Origin of the sequence: Paenisporosarcina indica (assembly GCF_001939075.1) — a bacterium.
Taxonomy (GTDB): Bacteria; Bacillota; Bacilli; order Bacillales_A; family Planococcaceae; genus Paenisporosarcina; species Paenisporosarcina indica.
In genome coordinates this window covers 789,800-805,130 of record NZ_MPTA01000001.1, presented here as the reverse complement: position 1 = coordinate 805,130, position 15,331 = coordinate 789,800, and the positions used below count along the sequence as shown (strand labels likewise).

Annotated in this window: 15 protein-coding genes; 13 read left to right on the top strand and 2 right to left on the bottom strand. The window is 39.8% G+C overall.

All coding sequences use genetic code 11. The features are described from left to right. The first annotated feature begins 118 nt into the window (after nt 1-118). From GY23_RS03820 to GY23_RS03770, 11 genes are all read left to right on the top strand, one after another. Complete coding sequence (locus tag GY23_RS03820) at nt 119-1,342, top strand: substrate-binding domain-containing protein (protein ID WP_075617866.1); 1,224 nt, start codon at nt 119-121, stop codon at nt 1,340-1,342. 94 nt (nt 1,343-1,436) lie between these two features. Then, the gene (locus tag GY23_RS03815) at nt 1,437-2,210 is read left to right on the top strand and encodes an ABC transporter ATP-binding protein (RefSeq protein WP_075617865.1); all 774 of its coding nucleotides are present in this window, start codon (nt 1,437-1,439) and stop codon (nt 2,208-2,210) included. Beyond that, nucleotides 2,188-2,895, top strand: a complete 708-nt coding sequence (locus GY23_RS03810; RefSeq protein WP_075617864.1) for an ABC transporter ATP-binding protein — start codon at nt 2,188-2,190, stop codon at nt 2,893-2,895. Before GY23_RS03815 ends, GY23_RS03810 begins: the two co-directional genes overlap by 23 nt. 11 nt (nt 2,896-2,906) lie before the next feature. Beyond that, the gene (locus GY23_RS03805) at nt 2,907-3,767 is read left to right on the top strand and encodes a branched-chain amino acid ABC transporter permease (RefSeq protein WP_075617863.1); all 861 of its coding nucleotides are present in this window, start codon (nt 2,907-2,909) and stop codon (nt 3,765-3,767) included. Between the two features lie 4 nt (nt 3,768-3,771). After that, a complete protein-coding gene (locus GY23_RS03800) occupies nt 3,772-4,773 on the top strand; it encodes a branched-chain amino acid ABC transporter permease (RefSeq protein WP_075617862.1) in 1,002 nt (333 codons plus the stop codon). Next, on the top strand, nt 4,773-5,819 hold the full coding sequence (locus GY23_RS03795; RefSeq protein ID WP_075617861.1) for a 3-oxoacyl-ACP synthase: 1,047 nt from the start codon (nt 4,773-4,775) through the stop codon (nt 5,817-5,819). Before GY23_RS03800 ends, GY23_RS03795 begins: the two co-directional genes overlap by 1 nt. Next, nucleotides 5,791-6,675, top strand: coding sequence for an intracellular short-chain-length polyhydroxyalkanoate depolymerase (phaZ, locus tag GY23_RS03790; protein WP_075617860.1), 885 nt, complete (start codon nt 5,791-5,793; stop codon nt 6,673-6,675). The genes GY23_RS03795 and phaZ overlap by 29 nt, the downstream gene beginning before the upstream one ends. Before the next feature lie 12 nt (nt 6,676-6,687). Then, nucleotides 6,688-7,428, top strand: coding sequence for a 3-oxoacyl-ACP reductase FabG (gene fabG, locus GY23_RS03785; RefSeq protein WP_075617859.1), 741 nt, complete (start codon nt 6,688-6,690; stop codon nt 7,426-7,428). A 16-nt stretch (nt 7,429-7,444) separates the two neighbouring features. Further along, nucleotides 7,445-8,929 carry a class I adenylate-forming enzyme family protein gene (locus tag GY23_RS03780; protein WP_075617858.1) on the top strand — a complete coding sequence of 495 codons (1,485 nt, stop codon included), beginning with the start codon at nt 7,445-7,447 and terminating at the stop codon, nt 8,927-8,929. Nucleotides 8,930-8,978: 49 nt separating this feature from the next. Continuing rightward, nucleotides 8,979-9,404, top strand: a complete 426-nt coding sequence (locus GY23_RS03775; protein ID WP_075617857.1) for an acyl-CoA thioesterase — start codon at nt 8,979-8,981, stop codon at nt 9,402-9,404. Continuing rightward, nucleotides 9,404-9,700: a hypothetical protein gene (locus tag GY23_RS03770; RefSeq protein WP_075617856.1), complete on the top strand. Its 297-nt coding sequence runs from the start codon at nt 9,404-9,406 to the stop codon at nt 9,698-9,700. Before GY23_RS03775 ends, GY23_RS03770 begins: the two co-directional genes overlap by 1 nt. A 43-nt stretch (nt 9,701-9,743) precedes the next feature. Here GY23_RS03770 and GY23_RS03765 read toward each other — a convergent pair whose 3' ends face one another. Together GY23_RS03765 and plsY are read right to left on the bottom strand one after the other, a co-directional pair. Then, nucleotides 9,744-10,034, bottom strand: a complete 291-nt coding sequence (locus GY23_RS03765) for a HesB/YadR/YfhF family protein (protein ID WP_075617855.1) — start codon at nt 10,032-10,034, stop codon at nt 9,744-9,746. A gap of 29 nt (nt 10,035-10,063) precedes the next feature. Beyond that, nucleotides 10,064-10,669 (bottom strand): glycerol-3-phosphate 1-O-acyltransferase PlsY, encoded by a 606-nt coding sequence (gene plsY, locus GY23_RS03760; RefSeq protein WP_075617854.1) that lies wholly within the window; start codon nt 10,667-10,669, stop codon nt 10,064-10,066. 192 nt (nt 10,670-10,861) lie between these two features. Between plsY and parE the strand changes: the two genes are divergently transcribed. Both parE and parC read left to right on the top strand, forming a co-directional pair. Further along, entirely contained in the window at nt 10,862-12,835 is a 1,974-nt protein-coding gene (gene parE, locus GY23_RS03755) for a DNA topoisomerase IV subunit B (RefSeq protein WP_075617853.1), read from the top strand. Continuing rightward, nucleotides 12,832-15,267 carry a DNA topoisomerase IV subunit A gene (parC, locus tag GY23_RS03750; RefSeq protein WP_075617852.1) on the top strand — a complete coding sequence of 812 codons (2,436 nt, stop codon included), beginning with the start codon at nt 12,832-12,834 and terminating at the stop codon, nt 15,265-15,267. Before parE ends, parC begins: the two co-directional genes overlap by 4 nt. Nucleotides 15,268-15,331: the final 64 nt, after the last annotated feature.

Genomic DNA, 15,331 nt, shown 5'->3' with positions numbered 1-15,331 from the left:
TTTTACAAAGCCTCATACGGTTGGCGTAGAGTTTGTAACTCTTTTGTAACTCAGATTTTATAAGATGATACAGAAGCAGGTAAACGCTTACAAAAGCAAGAAGGGGAAGGGGATTCTCATGAAAAGAAAGTCATGGTTGTTTCTTGTTTTAATATTTGTGCTCGTTGTTAGCTCTGCATGTAACAGTACAGATTCAGCTAAAGGGGACCCAGGTGGCGATGGAGAAGAGGCGAAAGGCACTATTAAGATTGGTGTATTAGCGTCATTAACTGGAGCACTTGAATCTTATGGGAAACAAACACAACGTGGGTTTGATTTAGGAATTGAATACGCTACTGATGGAACGATGGAAGTAGCTGGCAAAAAAATTGAAATCATTTATGAAGATACTGAAACGAAACCCGAAGTTGCAGTTCAAAAAGCGACAAAGTTATTAGAAGAAGATAAAGTGGATTTTATCGTTGGGTCTTCAAGTTCAGGAGATACATTGGCGGTACTTCCACTAGCTGAAGAATATGAAAAAATTATGATTGTTGAACCAGCAGTTGCAGACAGTATTACAGGTTCTGAGTTTAATAAGTATCTATTTCGTACTGGACGTAACTCATCACAAGATGCAGTTGCAGGTGCAGCAGCCATTGCTAAACCAGGCGTTAAAATCGCAACGTTTGCACCTGATTATTCTTTCGGTTTAGACGGTGTGGCAGCATTCAAGAAAGCTGCTGAAGCGTTAGGTGCCGAAATTGTATTAGAAGAGTACGCAGATCCAGCAGCAACCGATTTTACTTCGAACTTACAAAAAGTAATTGATGCAAAACCAGACTATATGTTTGTCGTTTGGGCAGGTGCCAATTCACCATGGAATCAAATTTCGGATTTAAAACTTCAAGAAAAAGGCATTAAAATTTCAACGGGTGCACCGGATATTCCAGCATTATCAACAATGGAGCCATTAATAGGCATGGAAGGGTTCTCCGTTTACTATCACACATTACCAGATAATGACGTAAATGATTGGTTAGTAGAGCAACATAAAAAACGGTTTGATGGTGAAGTACCTGACTTATTCACCCCAGGTGGAATGTCGGCTGCGATCTCGATTGTAGAAGCATTGAAAAAATCTGAAGGAAATGCAGATAGTAACGAGTTAATTAGTATTATGGAAGGGATGTCTTTTGAAACGCCAAAAGGAACCATGACATTCCGTGAAGAGGATCATCAAGCATTACAGACGTTGTACTCGATTAAACTTGAAAAACAAGAGGGTGTTCCTTACCCGGTACCGGTGTTAATACGTGAATTATCACCAGATGAAACTGAACCACCAATTCAGAACAATTAAACAAGTGAGACGACCTGTTCATTCAGGTCTGTCTCTCTCCATGGTTGAGAAACACTCTTGCGCATGGAGAGAGACAGAAGAAAGGATGAAAACCATGACATCGATATTAAAAACCGAAAACTTAACGATCCAATTCGGTGGACATATAGCAGTGGATCACGTTAATTTCGAAATGCCCGAAAAGCATTTCAAATCAATCATTGGACCTAACGGAGCCGGAAAAACTACCTTTTTCAACTTGATTAGCGGTGAATTAAAGCCAACCGAAGGCAAAGTATATTTTAAGAATGAAGATATGTCTCGTTTTTCTTCTGTCGAACGTACACGAAAAGGACTAGGGCGTTCCTTTCAAATCACAAATGTCTTCCCTAACTTAACGGTATTAGAAAATGTTCGTTTAGCCGTCCAGTCAAAAGAAAAAATTCGCTATCAAATGATGCGTCATTTTACATCTTATCCCTCTCTCATTCAAAAAGCTGAAGAATTACTAGAACTCGTTCTACTACGGTCAAAAAAACATGCAATTGCCAGTCAGTTATCCCACGGAGAAAAGCGTAAACTCGAAATTGCGATGTTACTAGCTTTAGATACCGAAGTACTATTGCTGGATGAACCGACTGCAGGTATGTCACTAGAAGAAGTTCCCGCCATTTTAGATGTCATTAAACAGATTAAGGACCAGGGCAATAAATCAATTCTATTGATTGAGCACAAAATGGATATGATTTTAGATTTATCGGATTCGATCATGGTGTTATTCAATGGCCAGCTGTTAGCAGATGGAACTCCAGGAGAAATTATGGAGAATGAAACGGTTCAAAATGCATATTTAGGAGGATTATACGATGAACACATTGCTAAAAGTTGATGGCGTTCACACACATATAAAACAATATCATATTTTACAAGGCATATCGTTTGAAGCCATTGAAGGGCAAGTAAGTGTATTGCTGGGTCGTAATGGTGCCGGGAAAACGACCACCCTTAAAACCATTCTAGGATTAACACCCGCTTCACAAGGAAGGATTACCTTTAGAGATATAGATATCACCAAAAAACCGACCCATGGGATTGCGAACACCGGGATTGGCTATGTTCCGGAAGACCAAGGCATATTCGCTTCATTGACAGTTGAGGAAAACATGAAAGTTGCGATGCGAAAAGAAGATGAGGCGACTCTCGCAAAACGAGAGTATATCCTGGATCTATTTCCGGATTTAAAAACTTTTTGGAAGAAAGATGGCGGGCTTTTATCAGGAGGGCAAAAACAAATGCTTGCAATGGCACGTGCCTTTGTGGGGAATAGCAAGCTTCTATTGATTGATGAGCCTTCAAAAGGGCTTGCCCCAATTGTCATTGAAAAAGTCATGGAAGCGATTCTTGATATGAAAAAACATACAACTATCGTATTGGTCGAGCAGAATTTTATAATGGCTAGCCGAATCGGTGATACCTACACACTCATTGATAACGGAGAAACCGTCCAATCTGGATTAATGCAAGAGTTAATCCATGATGAACAAGTGAAACGTAAATATTTAGGAATCGGATAAGGAGGAGAGTCATGGAACTACTCACTAATTTAACCATCAATGGGCTAGCTACCGGCATGTTAATCTTCCTCTTAGCTGCTGGATTGACGTTGATATTTGGATTGATGGATGTACTTAACTTTGCGCATGGAGGATTATTTGCATGGGGTGCTTATTCTTCAGTGTGGTTTTATGCATTAACGGATAGCTTCGTATTGGCAATTTTAGGTGCAATTTTAACAGGTGTAATTCTTGGTTTTATTACGGAAAAACTAATTATCAAGCCCGTATATGGCAATCACGTTCAACAAATTTTAATTACGTTGGGATTCATGCTTGTTTTAACCGAAATGTTGAAAGTGGTATTTGGTCCGAATCAAATTGCTGTTCGAACACCGGAAAACTTAGTCGGTAGCTGGGAAATTGGAGACGTCATTATCATTAAATATCGCGTCTTCATCATTATTGTTGGTTTTTTGGTTTTCGGCATTTTCCAATACATTCTAAAGAAAACAAAAATCGGATTAATTGTCCGGGCGGGCGTATTGAATAAAGAGATGGTTCAAACGCTAGGTATCAATATCAAAAATGTTTTTCTGTATGTTTTCATCGCTGGTGCATCTTTAGCTGCAATCGGAGGTGCGTTGTTTGCACCCTATTCGGGTGTCATTTACGCAGAAATGGGAATGGAGTATGCTATTTTAGGATTCATTGTTGTCGTGATCGGCGGGATGGGTAGTTTTCCAGGCTCTTTGCTAGCAGCTATATTAGTAGGCTTGGTAGGAAGTTATATGGCGTACTATGTTCCCTCCCTGTCATTAGCTGTAAACATGATCATCATGGCCATCGTATTAATATTCCGTCCGCAAGGATTATTTAGAGCAAAGGGGTGAAGACATGACATCTAAATATCAATGGAACAATATATTCCTCTCCATCATGGTCATTGCGTTGTTCATCTTCCCTTTTGTTACAGACTCGAGGACTTGGACAATTCTATTAACACAGATTTTCATCTTTTCGATTCTTGCGATGAGTTATGACATTTTACTTGGATATACGGGGATTGTGTCATTTGGACACGCAATGTTTTTTGGAATGGGTGCCTATACGACTGCTGTAATGTTAGATCGAATCGAACCTACAATTGGGGTCTTTGTGTTATCGATTGCAACAGGGATGCTCATTACAGGTATTATTAGCTTTATAGTGGGTCTATTGACATTACGCTTAAAGAGTCATTTCTTTGCCATGTTAACGCTCGCTCTTTCGGGATTATTTTTAGTACTTGCTGAAAAATGGCGTAGTGTAACGTCAGGAAATGACGGTTTTACGTTCCGTGCCCCAGAATTTTTCAAAGATCGTATGATGTTTTATCTGGTCGTACTCGTGTGTATGGTTGTGGTCTATTTTGTACTTAGGCGTTTTGTCCAATCTCCACTAGGTCATGTGCTAGTAGCGGTACGAGAAAATGAACAACGTACTAAATCATTAGGTTACAATACCCTACACTACAAAGTGATTGCCTCTGTTGTGGCCGGAGTGGTTGCGAGTTTAGCGGGATCACTCTATGCGATTAGTCTACGCTTTGTTAATACCAGTGTGCTGACGATGGATATTACATTAGATGCTTTATTAATGACCATTATTGGAGGCGTGGGAACACTGATCGGACCGATTATTGGAGCTGGGGTAATTGAGTTATCCCAACATTTCTTATCAGGTCTTGCAAAAGATTATCCTATTTTTGAACGATGGATCATTTTCTTCGGCATTCTTTATATTTTGGTAGTCATTTTCTTTCCATCAGGTATCGTCGGAACCATTCGACAAGCTTTTCATAAAAGGAAAAAGCAATCTGTAGGAAAAGAAGAACAATCTAATTCGGAGGAATTATGATGCATATAGGACTCGTTAGCACCGGGATGTATATTCCCTCAAAATCGATGTCAGCCGAAGAAATAGCGATTGCTTCAGGGGTTCCCTTACACGTTGTCAAAGATAAAATGGGAATTACCAAAAAACCAATTCCTGGGCCAAACGACCATACTGTTCAAATGGGGATATGGGCAGCTGAAGATGCACTCAAAAGAGGGAATATTGACCCGAAATCGATTGATTGCATCATCTATATTGGCGAAGAGCATAAAGAGTATCCCCTATGGACAGCCGCAATAAAAATACAAGAAGAGATTGGTGCTTTTCATGCATGGGCATTTGATATCGCACTTCGGTGCGGTACCACCATTTTGGCTTTGAAACTAGCTAAAAGTTTACTGTTAACGGACGACTCAATCGACACAGTACTGTTAGCTGGTGGTTATCGAAATGGCGATTTTATTGATTATACCAATGAACGAACACGATTTATGTTTAATCTCGGAGCGGGAGGGGGAGCCATGATTTTGAGGAAAAATCATCCTAGGAACCATCTCCTTGAATCGGACATCATGACCGATGGCTCTTTTTCTGAAGATGTTGTTGTTCCTGTTGGAGGAACTAAAAGTCCACTGACACAGGAATTATTATTGTCAGGGGCTTATAAACTGGATGTGTTAGATCCTGAGGGCATGAAAAAGCGATTAGAACAAAAATCGATGCAGAATTTTTTAAAGGTCATCCGACACTCTTTGTCGAAAAGCGGTTATACAGAACAAGACATATCGTTTGTTGCGATTCTCCACATGAAGAAATCCGCACATGACTTCGTGTTAAATGAACTTGGATTATCGGAAGGGCAATCCATCTATTTGCACGAGTATGGACATATTGGCCAAATGGACCAAATTATTTCTTTGCAGCTCGCAGAACAACAAGGGAAACTGAAAAATGGCGACATTGTGGTTTTGGTCAGTGCTGGGATCGGTTATGCATGGGGAGCTACAACAATAAAATGGGGTTCTGATAAGGAGGAATATGACAATGCAAAAAATTCTGCTGGATAACGGGGAAACCATTTCATATCGTGAACGGTATGGTGGCGAACAAGTGATTGTACTCGTTCATGGAAATATGACATCTTCAAAGCACTGGGATATTTTAATGGATGAGCTAGATCCGCAATACAAATTATATGCCCTTGATTTAAGAGGATTTGGTGAATCCAGTTACCACACACGTGTTCAAGGAATTGCGGATTTTGCTCATGACCTTAAAGGTTTTGTAGATGCATTAGGACTGGATAGTTTTCATTTAGTTGGATGGTCTACTGGTGGTGCGATTTGTCTGCAATTTGTCGCTGAATATCCTGGTATGTGTGAAAAGCTTGTCCTTTTAGCATCAGCCTCCACACGCGGTTATCCATTCTATGGGACCAATGCAGATGGAACTCCTGATTTGGAAAAACGGCTGAAAACCATTGAAGAAGTTGAAAATGATGCAGGGAAAACTCTAGCTGTTCAAGGCTTGTATGATACGCAAAACCGTGATGGATTAAAAGGCTTGTGGAATGCATTAATTTATACACATAAACAACCCGAAGAAACAAAATACGAATTATATGTAAATGATATGTTGACTCAACGAAATTTAGCCGATGTCTACCATTCTTTGAATCAGTTTAATATAAGTGGGTCCCATAATGGGCTAGCAATGGGGTCGAACCAAGCAAAGGATATTTCGATTCCGGTGTTAATTTTAAGGGGGGATCGAGATTATGTAGTCTCGGAACAAATGACACAAGAAATCGTGGAAGACTTGGGAGCAAATGCGACATATATTCCATTAATTAATTCAGGACACTCGCCACTCATTGATGATTTACCACAATTAACACAACGAATAGAAGAATTTCTAGAATAGGGGGAAACACCTATGCGTTTGCAAAATCAAGTGGCCATCATTACAGGTGGTGCAAATGGAATTGGCTATGCAGCTGTTGAGCGTTTTGCTGAAGAAGGAGCACGAGTCATACTTGCAGATTATGATGAAGAAACTGGAGCGGGGGCTGCTAATCACCTTATCGAGCAAGGTTATGAAGTGACATTCCTGCAAGTAGATGTTGTAAATCGGGAAAGCGTTCAACAATTAGTTGAACAGACACTGAAAACTTATGGAGGCATCGATATTTTGGTGAATAATGCTGGCATTACGAAAGATGCGATGTTAGCAAAAATGGAGCCTGCAGATTTTCAGAGAGTACTAGATGTCAACTTAACTGGCGTCTTCAACTGTACACAAATCGTCCTGCCCCATTTAATTGAAAAAGGGAAAGGGAAAATTATCAATACATCTTCTGTCAGTGGTGTATATGGTAACGTTGGCCAGACCAATTATGCAGCTTCAAAAGCAGCGGTCATCGGGATGACCAAATCATGGGCGAAAGAGTTAGGCCGTAAAGGAATTAATGTGAACGCCGTAGCCCCTGGGTTTACACGTACTTCAATGGTAGAAAAAATGCCTGCAAAAATTATAGAACAAATGACCTCAGTCGTTGCATTGCAACGATTAGCGGTACCAAAAGACATCGCAAATGCCTATTTATTTTTAGCTTCATCCGAATCGGATTATGTGCACGGGCACGTTCTTCATGTTGATGGTGGAATCCAAATGTAAGAAAGGAAGGGTACCAATGTATACCGAGCAAACCTGGTTTTTAAGACGTGCCCAAATGACGCCATCTCATGTAGCATGTGTGGATATCGATAGTGGCCAACAATGGACGTATGCACAATTTAAACTTCTCATTGAAGAATGGGCACATCGTTTATCACATGAAAAGTTACAACAAGGTGATCGAGTCGCCATTCTTGGTGCAAATCATCCAGAGTTGCTAGCCATATTATTTGCATGCGGGTTAAAAGGTTATATATATGTACCCTTAAATTTCCGATTAAGTCAAAACGAACTACAAGGAATTCTAAATGAGTGCAAACCTGCAATTCTCATCACGGATCTTCAACATGAAGTCGTTTCACATACGCTTGGAATCAACAGAATCATAAATCGTGAGCTTCAACCAACATATAAAACACAAACAAATGAGTCGCTTCAACTAGCAAAAGTTACAGCTAATGATACTTGGCTGATTATTTATACGGGTGGTACTACGGGGAAGCCAAAAGGTGTCAAGCTTTCCTATCACAACGTAAATTGGAATGCCATTAACACGATTGTGAGTTGGGGATTGACTGAATCGGATTGTACGGTAAATTATATGCCGTTATTTCATACGGGTGGTCTTAATGCCTTAACAATCCCTATATTGATGGCAGGAGGAAGAGTGGTTATTGGCCACCGTTTTCACGCAGAGCAGGCACTGGAGCAAATCTCAAAGCATAAATCCACCGTTTCGCTGTTCGTTCCAACGATGTACCAGGCAATGATAGAAACGGAGTTGTTTATCAAAAGTGATTTTCCAAACGTCAGAGTCTTTTTGTCGGGAGGAGCTCCCTGCCCCGTTACGATTTATGAAGCTTTCGAAAAGAAAGGATTGCCATTTAAAGAGGGCTATGGTCTTTCTGAAGCGGGACCGAATAATTTTGTTATTGATGTAAACGTTGCAAAGTTCAAGAAAGGATCAATCGGTAAGAACATGCAATTTGTGGATACCTTAATCGTATCTGAAAACAATCTACCGTGTGACAAACATGAAGTTGGCGAACTATGGATTCGGGGAAATCATGTGTTTACTGGATATTGGTGTGACGATCAAGAAACAGCAGCAACGATGCATGAGGAATGGTTGAAGACCGGTGATTTAGCCAAGATGGATGCTGAAGGGGATTACTATATTGTGGGACGGAAGAAAGATATGATCGTGACGGGCGGGGAAAATGTATATCCTCAAGAAATCGAGCATTGTCTGATTCAGTATCAAGCGATTAAAGAAGTGGCAGTATTAGGTATTCCTGATATCAAATGGGGTGAAGTCGTAACGGCATTTGTTTGTTTGAAAGACCCGGACTCATATTCGGAAGTGCAATTAATCGAACATTGTCGACATCATTTAGGCGGCTATAAAATTCCAAAGAAATTTGTGGTGCTACCAGAACTTCCGAAAACACATGTTGGAAAGATTGATAAAAAACAATTAGCGAGCTTAAAACTCATGTAACAGCATTTTCTAGTACTCTTTTGTATAATAGGACTAGAGGTGAACATACATGTTTGTAAGTGAAAAAGAAATAGAAATTCGATACGCCGAAACAGACCAGATGGGTGTAGTGTATCATGCGAATTATTTAGTGTGGATGGAGATTGGTCGCACAGCTTTAATCGAAGACCTCGGATTTACATATGCTGGTCTGGAGAAGGATGGATATCTTTCTCCTGTCACCGACTTATCCATACAATACAAAGCATCGATGAAGTACGGTCAGAACGCGACAGTTCGCACGTGGGTAGAATCACATGGAAAACTTCGCACAATGTATGGGTATGAAATCCTGCATAAAGACGGATCTATCGCTGCCACTGCTAAATCTGAACATGTAGTGGTAAGGAAAGATACGTTTCGTCCTGTATCCTTGAAAAAAATAGATCCTGTGTGGGATGCGAAATATAGTGAAATCGCAAAGGTAAAAGATTAATGGCCTTTGGGATCAAGCGGCATGAATTAGTGTCATGGAAAGAAGCGGTCAGCAGAGGGGAAATTGCATTTCTTACGCACTACTGGTTAGATAATCGTTTTCCTGGCTGTAAAACGGTAACAAAAGTAGGGTGTTCCGATGTAGAGGTGCTCATTAAATGGGGAGCTCAATACGGATTAAAGGCAGAGTGGATTGATTATAAAGAAAACTATCCGCATTTTGATTTATTCGGACACCATCAAGAAATGATAATGCGTCAAGAAGGCATACTGGATCAATTACACAGATTCTCGTAAAAAAATCCACTGAGAGGTTTCAAACTCTTAGTGGATTTTCACGTTATTTTGTATAGGAATATGTAAGTTCTTTAAGGTCTGGGTCTACATTTACGTGTAAATCATGACCATCAAAATACCATTCATCCCGATCTTCGATATAAAAGTGGACATCCTCTGCAACTAATTCAACTGATAGTTCCAAAGGCACTTCTTTGGTCACACCTAGCGAGAACCCATCATGTAGAGAACTTGAACCACCGTAGCGAGCGTAAAAACGTATATATTCACCAGGTTGTGTTTCCATTTCTTCCTTGAACCAGTTCATTGCTTCAGTGGAAAGAATTATTTTCATGTACTCACCAGCCTTTCAAAATGTCAGTATTATATCCACTTTATTTTTGGTTCAGTTCCATTTTTGATTCGTCCAATGTTGGCACGATGACGATAAAAGATAAATGATGTTAACAAGAAAATCACAATGATTAGCGGGATATCAGTCTCGTAAAAAAGATTATATACCACTGTATATACAAGACCGATTACACCAATAACCATGGAGGTCAGTGACACCATTTTGGAGATTTTCAAAACAATAAAAAATGACAGCAATAATAAAACAAAAATGGGCCAGTTATAACCAAGTAGAATTCCACCAGATGTTGCTACAGCTTTACCGCCCTTAAAGTTAGCGAATATCGGATACATATGACCAATAACTGCAATGACTCCTAGAATCAATGGATGTATGTTTGTATCTGCAAAGAAAGGAAGAATCGGTAAGATTGTGGCTGCCGTCCCCTTTAAAATGTCCAAAGACGTAACAATTAATCCTGCTTTGACGCCGAGTGTTCGAAATGTATTCGTTCCACCTAGATTTCCGCTTCCATGTTGCCGGATATCCGTTTTGTAAAAAAGTTTTCCAATCCATAATGCAGAAGGAATGGAACCTAGTAAATAGGCTAGTAAAATGACTATGTATGTATCCATATAGCACTCCTTTAAATTTAGTACGTGTTCATATTATGTACACCTAGTTTATCATGTCCAAGAAGACGTCACAATGACTTACAGGAACTTTCATTCCCACCTAGATCGAGCATTAAAGCGCTAGAGTCATTGCAAATACGGCTTTCATTCTATACAATGAGTACATCTGTTTGTTTTTTGGAGGAGAACGATTTGGCGAAAAATCAATCATTAACAGCTTATAACGACGATGCGATTCAAGTACTTGAAGGACTAGAAGCAGTTCGAAAACGTCCAGGAATGTATATCGGTTCTACGGATGCGAGAGGCTTACATCACCTAGTGTATGAAATTGTCGACAACGCAGTCGATGAGGCACTTGCTGGGTTTGGTGATCATATCGTTGTCAATATACATGAAGATCAAAGCATTAGCATTCGCGACTTTGGGCGTGGAATGCCTACAGGTATGCATAAAACAGGAAAACCGACACCCGAAGTTATTTTTACTATCCTTCATGCAGGTGGTAAATTTGGGCAAGGTGGCTACAAAACAAGTGGTGGGCTACATGGTGTAGGTGCTTCTGTTGTAAATGCGCTATCTGTATTTTTAGAAGTAACGATTCATCGTGATGGCAAGAAGTTTCGACAAAGATTTGAAAGTGGTGGACACCCCGTAACAACACTTGAACAGATTGGCTCAACGAAAGAATCGGGAACATCGATCCACTTCTTGCCAGATCCTACTATTTTTTCTGTCACAAAATATAATTATGAAACATTATGTGAACGTTTAAGAGAGTCAGCTTTTTTATTGAAAGGCCTTAAAATAGAGTTAAATGATCTACGAAATGGGACACAGGACGTCTTCTTCTATGAGACTGGTATTGAAGCATTTGTCGGATATCTGAATGAAGAAAAAGACGTCTTGCATCCAGTAGCTTACGTCGAGGGAGCTCATGACGATATCGAAGTAGAATTTGCTTTCCAGTTTAATGATGGCTATTCAGAAACGATCTTGTCGTTTGTCAATAATGTACGAACACGTGACGGAGGAACCCATGAAACGGGTGCCAAATCCGCACTTACTCGTGTTTTTAATGAATACGCACGAAAAACCAGTTTATTAAAAGAAAAAGATAAGAATTTAGACGGCTCTGACATTCGTGAAGGAATTGCAGCAATCATATCCGTGCGTATTCCTGAGGACATTCTTCAATTTGAAGGACAAACGAAAGGAAAACTTGGGACCAGTGAAGCACGGGCAGCAGTTGATGCTGTCGTTTCAGACAAACTTTTATATGTACTGGAAGAGAATGCAGAACTTAGTGCATCATTGGTACGTAAAGCAATCCGTGCCCAACACGCACGTGAAGCAGCTCGCAAAGCACGTGAAGATGCACGGAGTGGGAAAAAGAAAAAACGTTCAGACACTTTACTGTCAGGTAAACTGACGCCTGCACAATCGCGTAACGCTGCGAAAAATGAATTGTACCTGGTAGAGGGTGATTCAGCAGGTGGTTCAGCGAAACAAGGTCGTGACCGTTCATTCCAAGCGATTTTGCCACTTCGTGGGAAAGTCATCAATACGGAAAAAGCTAAACTTGCAGACATCATGAAAAACGAAGAAATCGCAACGATTATCCACGCGATTGGTGGGGGGGTTGGTTCTGATTTCTCGGTTCCCGATATAGCCTATGACAAAATTGTCATCATGACAGATGCTGATACCGACGGAGCACATATTCAAGTGTTGCTTTTAACCTTCTTCTACCGTTATATGAAACCATTGATTGAAGCGGGAAAAGTGTATATTGCTTTACCCCCACTTTACAAAGTGTCTCGTGGTGTTGGGAAGAAAGAAGTCCTTCAATATGCCTGGACAGAAGCTGAACTCGATGTTGCCATTAAGAAAATTGGTAAAGGATATATAATTCAACGTTACAAAGGTCTAGGTGAAATGAATGCTGGACAACTTTGGGAAACAACGATGAATCCTGAAACTAGAACGTTGATTCGAGTTGAAATTGATGATGATGCTCGTGCAGAAAGACGCATTACAACGTTGATGGGGGACAAAGTTGAACCACGACGTAGATGGATAGAAAACAATGTTAATTTTGGTTTGGATGAGGAAAGCAATATTTTAGAAAATGATCTCATTCATGCTGAGGAGGATTCAGAATGACACAAACCGAACGTTATCAAGATTTACCATTAGAAGAAGTCATCGGCGACCGGTTTGGCCGTTACAGTAAATACATTATCCAAGATCGTGCATTACCTGATGCACGAGATGGCTTGAAACCTGTTCAACGCCGTATTTTATATGCGATGTTCCATGAAGGCAACACGAACGAAAAACCATTCCGTAAATCGGCAAAAACAGTTGGTAATGTAATTGGTAACTATCATCCACACGGTGATAGTTCTGTTTACGAAGCAATGGTGCGAATGAGCCAAGACTGGAAAGTACGACATATGTTAATCGAAATGCATGGGAACAATGGTTCAGTTGATGGAGATCCACCAGCTGCCATGCGTTACACAGAGGCACGATTATCAGCTATCGCTGGTGAATTGCTTCGAGATATTAACAAAGAAACAGTTGATTTAGTCTATAACTTTGATGACTCAGAATTAGAACCAACTGTATTGCCAGCCCGTTTCCCAAATTTGTTGGTCAACGGAGCAACCGGGATTTCAGCTGGATATGCAACAGACATGCCACCACATGCACTACATGAAGTGTTGGATGCTGTATTGATGAGAATGGATAAACCCGAATCATCAGTAGATGAGCTGATGACAGTTTTAAAAGGTCCTGACTTTCCAACTGGCGGCATCATTCAAGGGGTCGATGGGATCAAGAAAGCATATGAGACAGGCAAAGGGAAAATCGCCATTCGCTCTAAAGCTGATTTTGAAACCTTAAAAGGCGGCAAAGAACAAATTGTCATTACGGAAATACCATTTGAAGTAAATAAAGCAAACTTAATCAAAAAAATAGACGAACAACGGTTAGACAAACGTCTGGACGGAATTGCAGATGTTCGAGACGAGTCAGATCGTACAGGTTTGCGTATTGTCATTGAACTAAAAAAAGAAGTTGATGGCAGGGGTATTCTACTATTTTTGTTTAAGAATACGGATCTACAAGTAACATATAATTTCAATATGATTGCCATTCACAACCGACGTCCTACAATGATGACACTGCCGTTATTACTAGACGCGTACATTGGACACCAAAAAGATGTTGTGACTAAACGTAGTAAATTTGATTTGCAAAAAGCAAAAGATCGTATACATATTGTCGATGGATTAATGAAAGCTTTATCAATCCTGGATGAAGTAATTAAAACAATTCGTTCGTCAAATGATAAACGAGATGCAAAAAACAATTTAATTTCACGTTTTGAATTCTCAGAAGCTCAAGCTGAAGCAATCGTTTCACTTCAACTTTATCGTTTAACGAATACAGACATTACCGATTTGCGAAATGAAGAAGCTGAACTTCAAAAAATAATTAGTGAATTAACTAGCATCTTAACTAGCGATGCGAAGTTAATCAAAGTCATCCAAAAAGAACTTCAAGGCATCCGAAAACAATTTGCAGAACCTCGTCGATCTGTAATTGAGGATAAAATTGAAGAAATTAAAGTAACATTGGATGTCCTTATTCCAAGTGAAGAAGTTGTGGTTACCGTAACGAAAGATGGTTATGTTAAACGCACAAGTAGCCGTTCATACAGTGCTTCAAACGGCAAAGACTTCGCCATGAAAGAATCAGACTATCTATTATTTGAATCGATGATGAATACACAACACCAGTTATTGTTATTTACGAGCTTAGGCAATTATATTTATCAGCCTGTCCATGAGCTACCTGATATCCGTTGGAAAGACTTAGGTCAACATGTATCAAGTATTGTTTCGCTTGATTCGAATGAAACGATTATCAAAGCAATTCCGGTTGTTAACTTCGATGAAAATCAATTTATTTTTGTTGTTTCTAAAAACGGTCAAGTTAAACGGTCAACACTCGCTGAATATAATGTTCAACGCTATTCACGGGCATTAAATACGATGAATCTGAAAAAAGGTGACCAAGTAGTGTCAGTAGATTTGGTTACTGAAACGGATGATGTATTTATTGTGACACGAGATGGTTATGCAGTACGATTCAATATGCAAGAGGTTCAAGTCACGGGTGTGAAAACCGGTGGTGTGAAAGGGATTAACCTAAAAGATGATGACATTGTGGCAAATGCAACTATAATTCCAGTTGATGTTCGAGGGGATCTATTCCTTGTAACACATCGTGGTGCGGTTAAGAAAATGTCATTGAAAGAGTTCGAACAAGGTGGTCGTGCAAAACGAGGAGTCGTTGTGTTGCGAGAATTAAAATCGAATGCACATCGAGTTGTAGGTGTCATGTACGTTCAAAATCAAGACCAAGTAGTAATTGAAACATCAAAAGGGGTACGTGAAACTGTTGAAACGAAGCCGATTCGCGTGTCAGATCGTTATTCAAATGGTTCATTTACGATTGATACAGACAAAGATGGATTAGTTGTTCGTTTCTGGAAAGTTCAAAAAATGAACACAGAGAAGTAAGAAATATTGAAAGGACACAACGGGGAAACTAGAAATAGTTTCCTTTGTTGTACGTAGGAAAAAC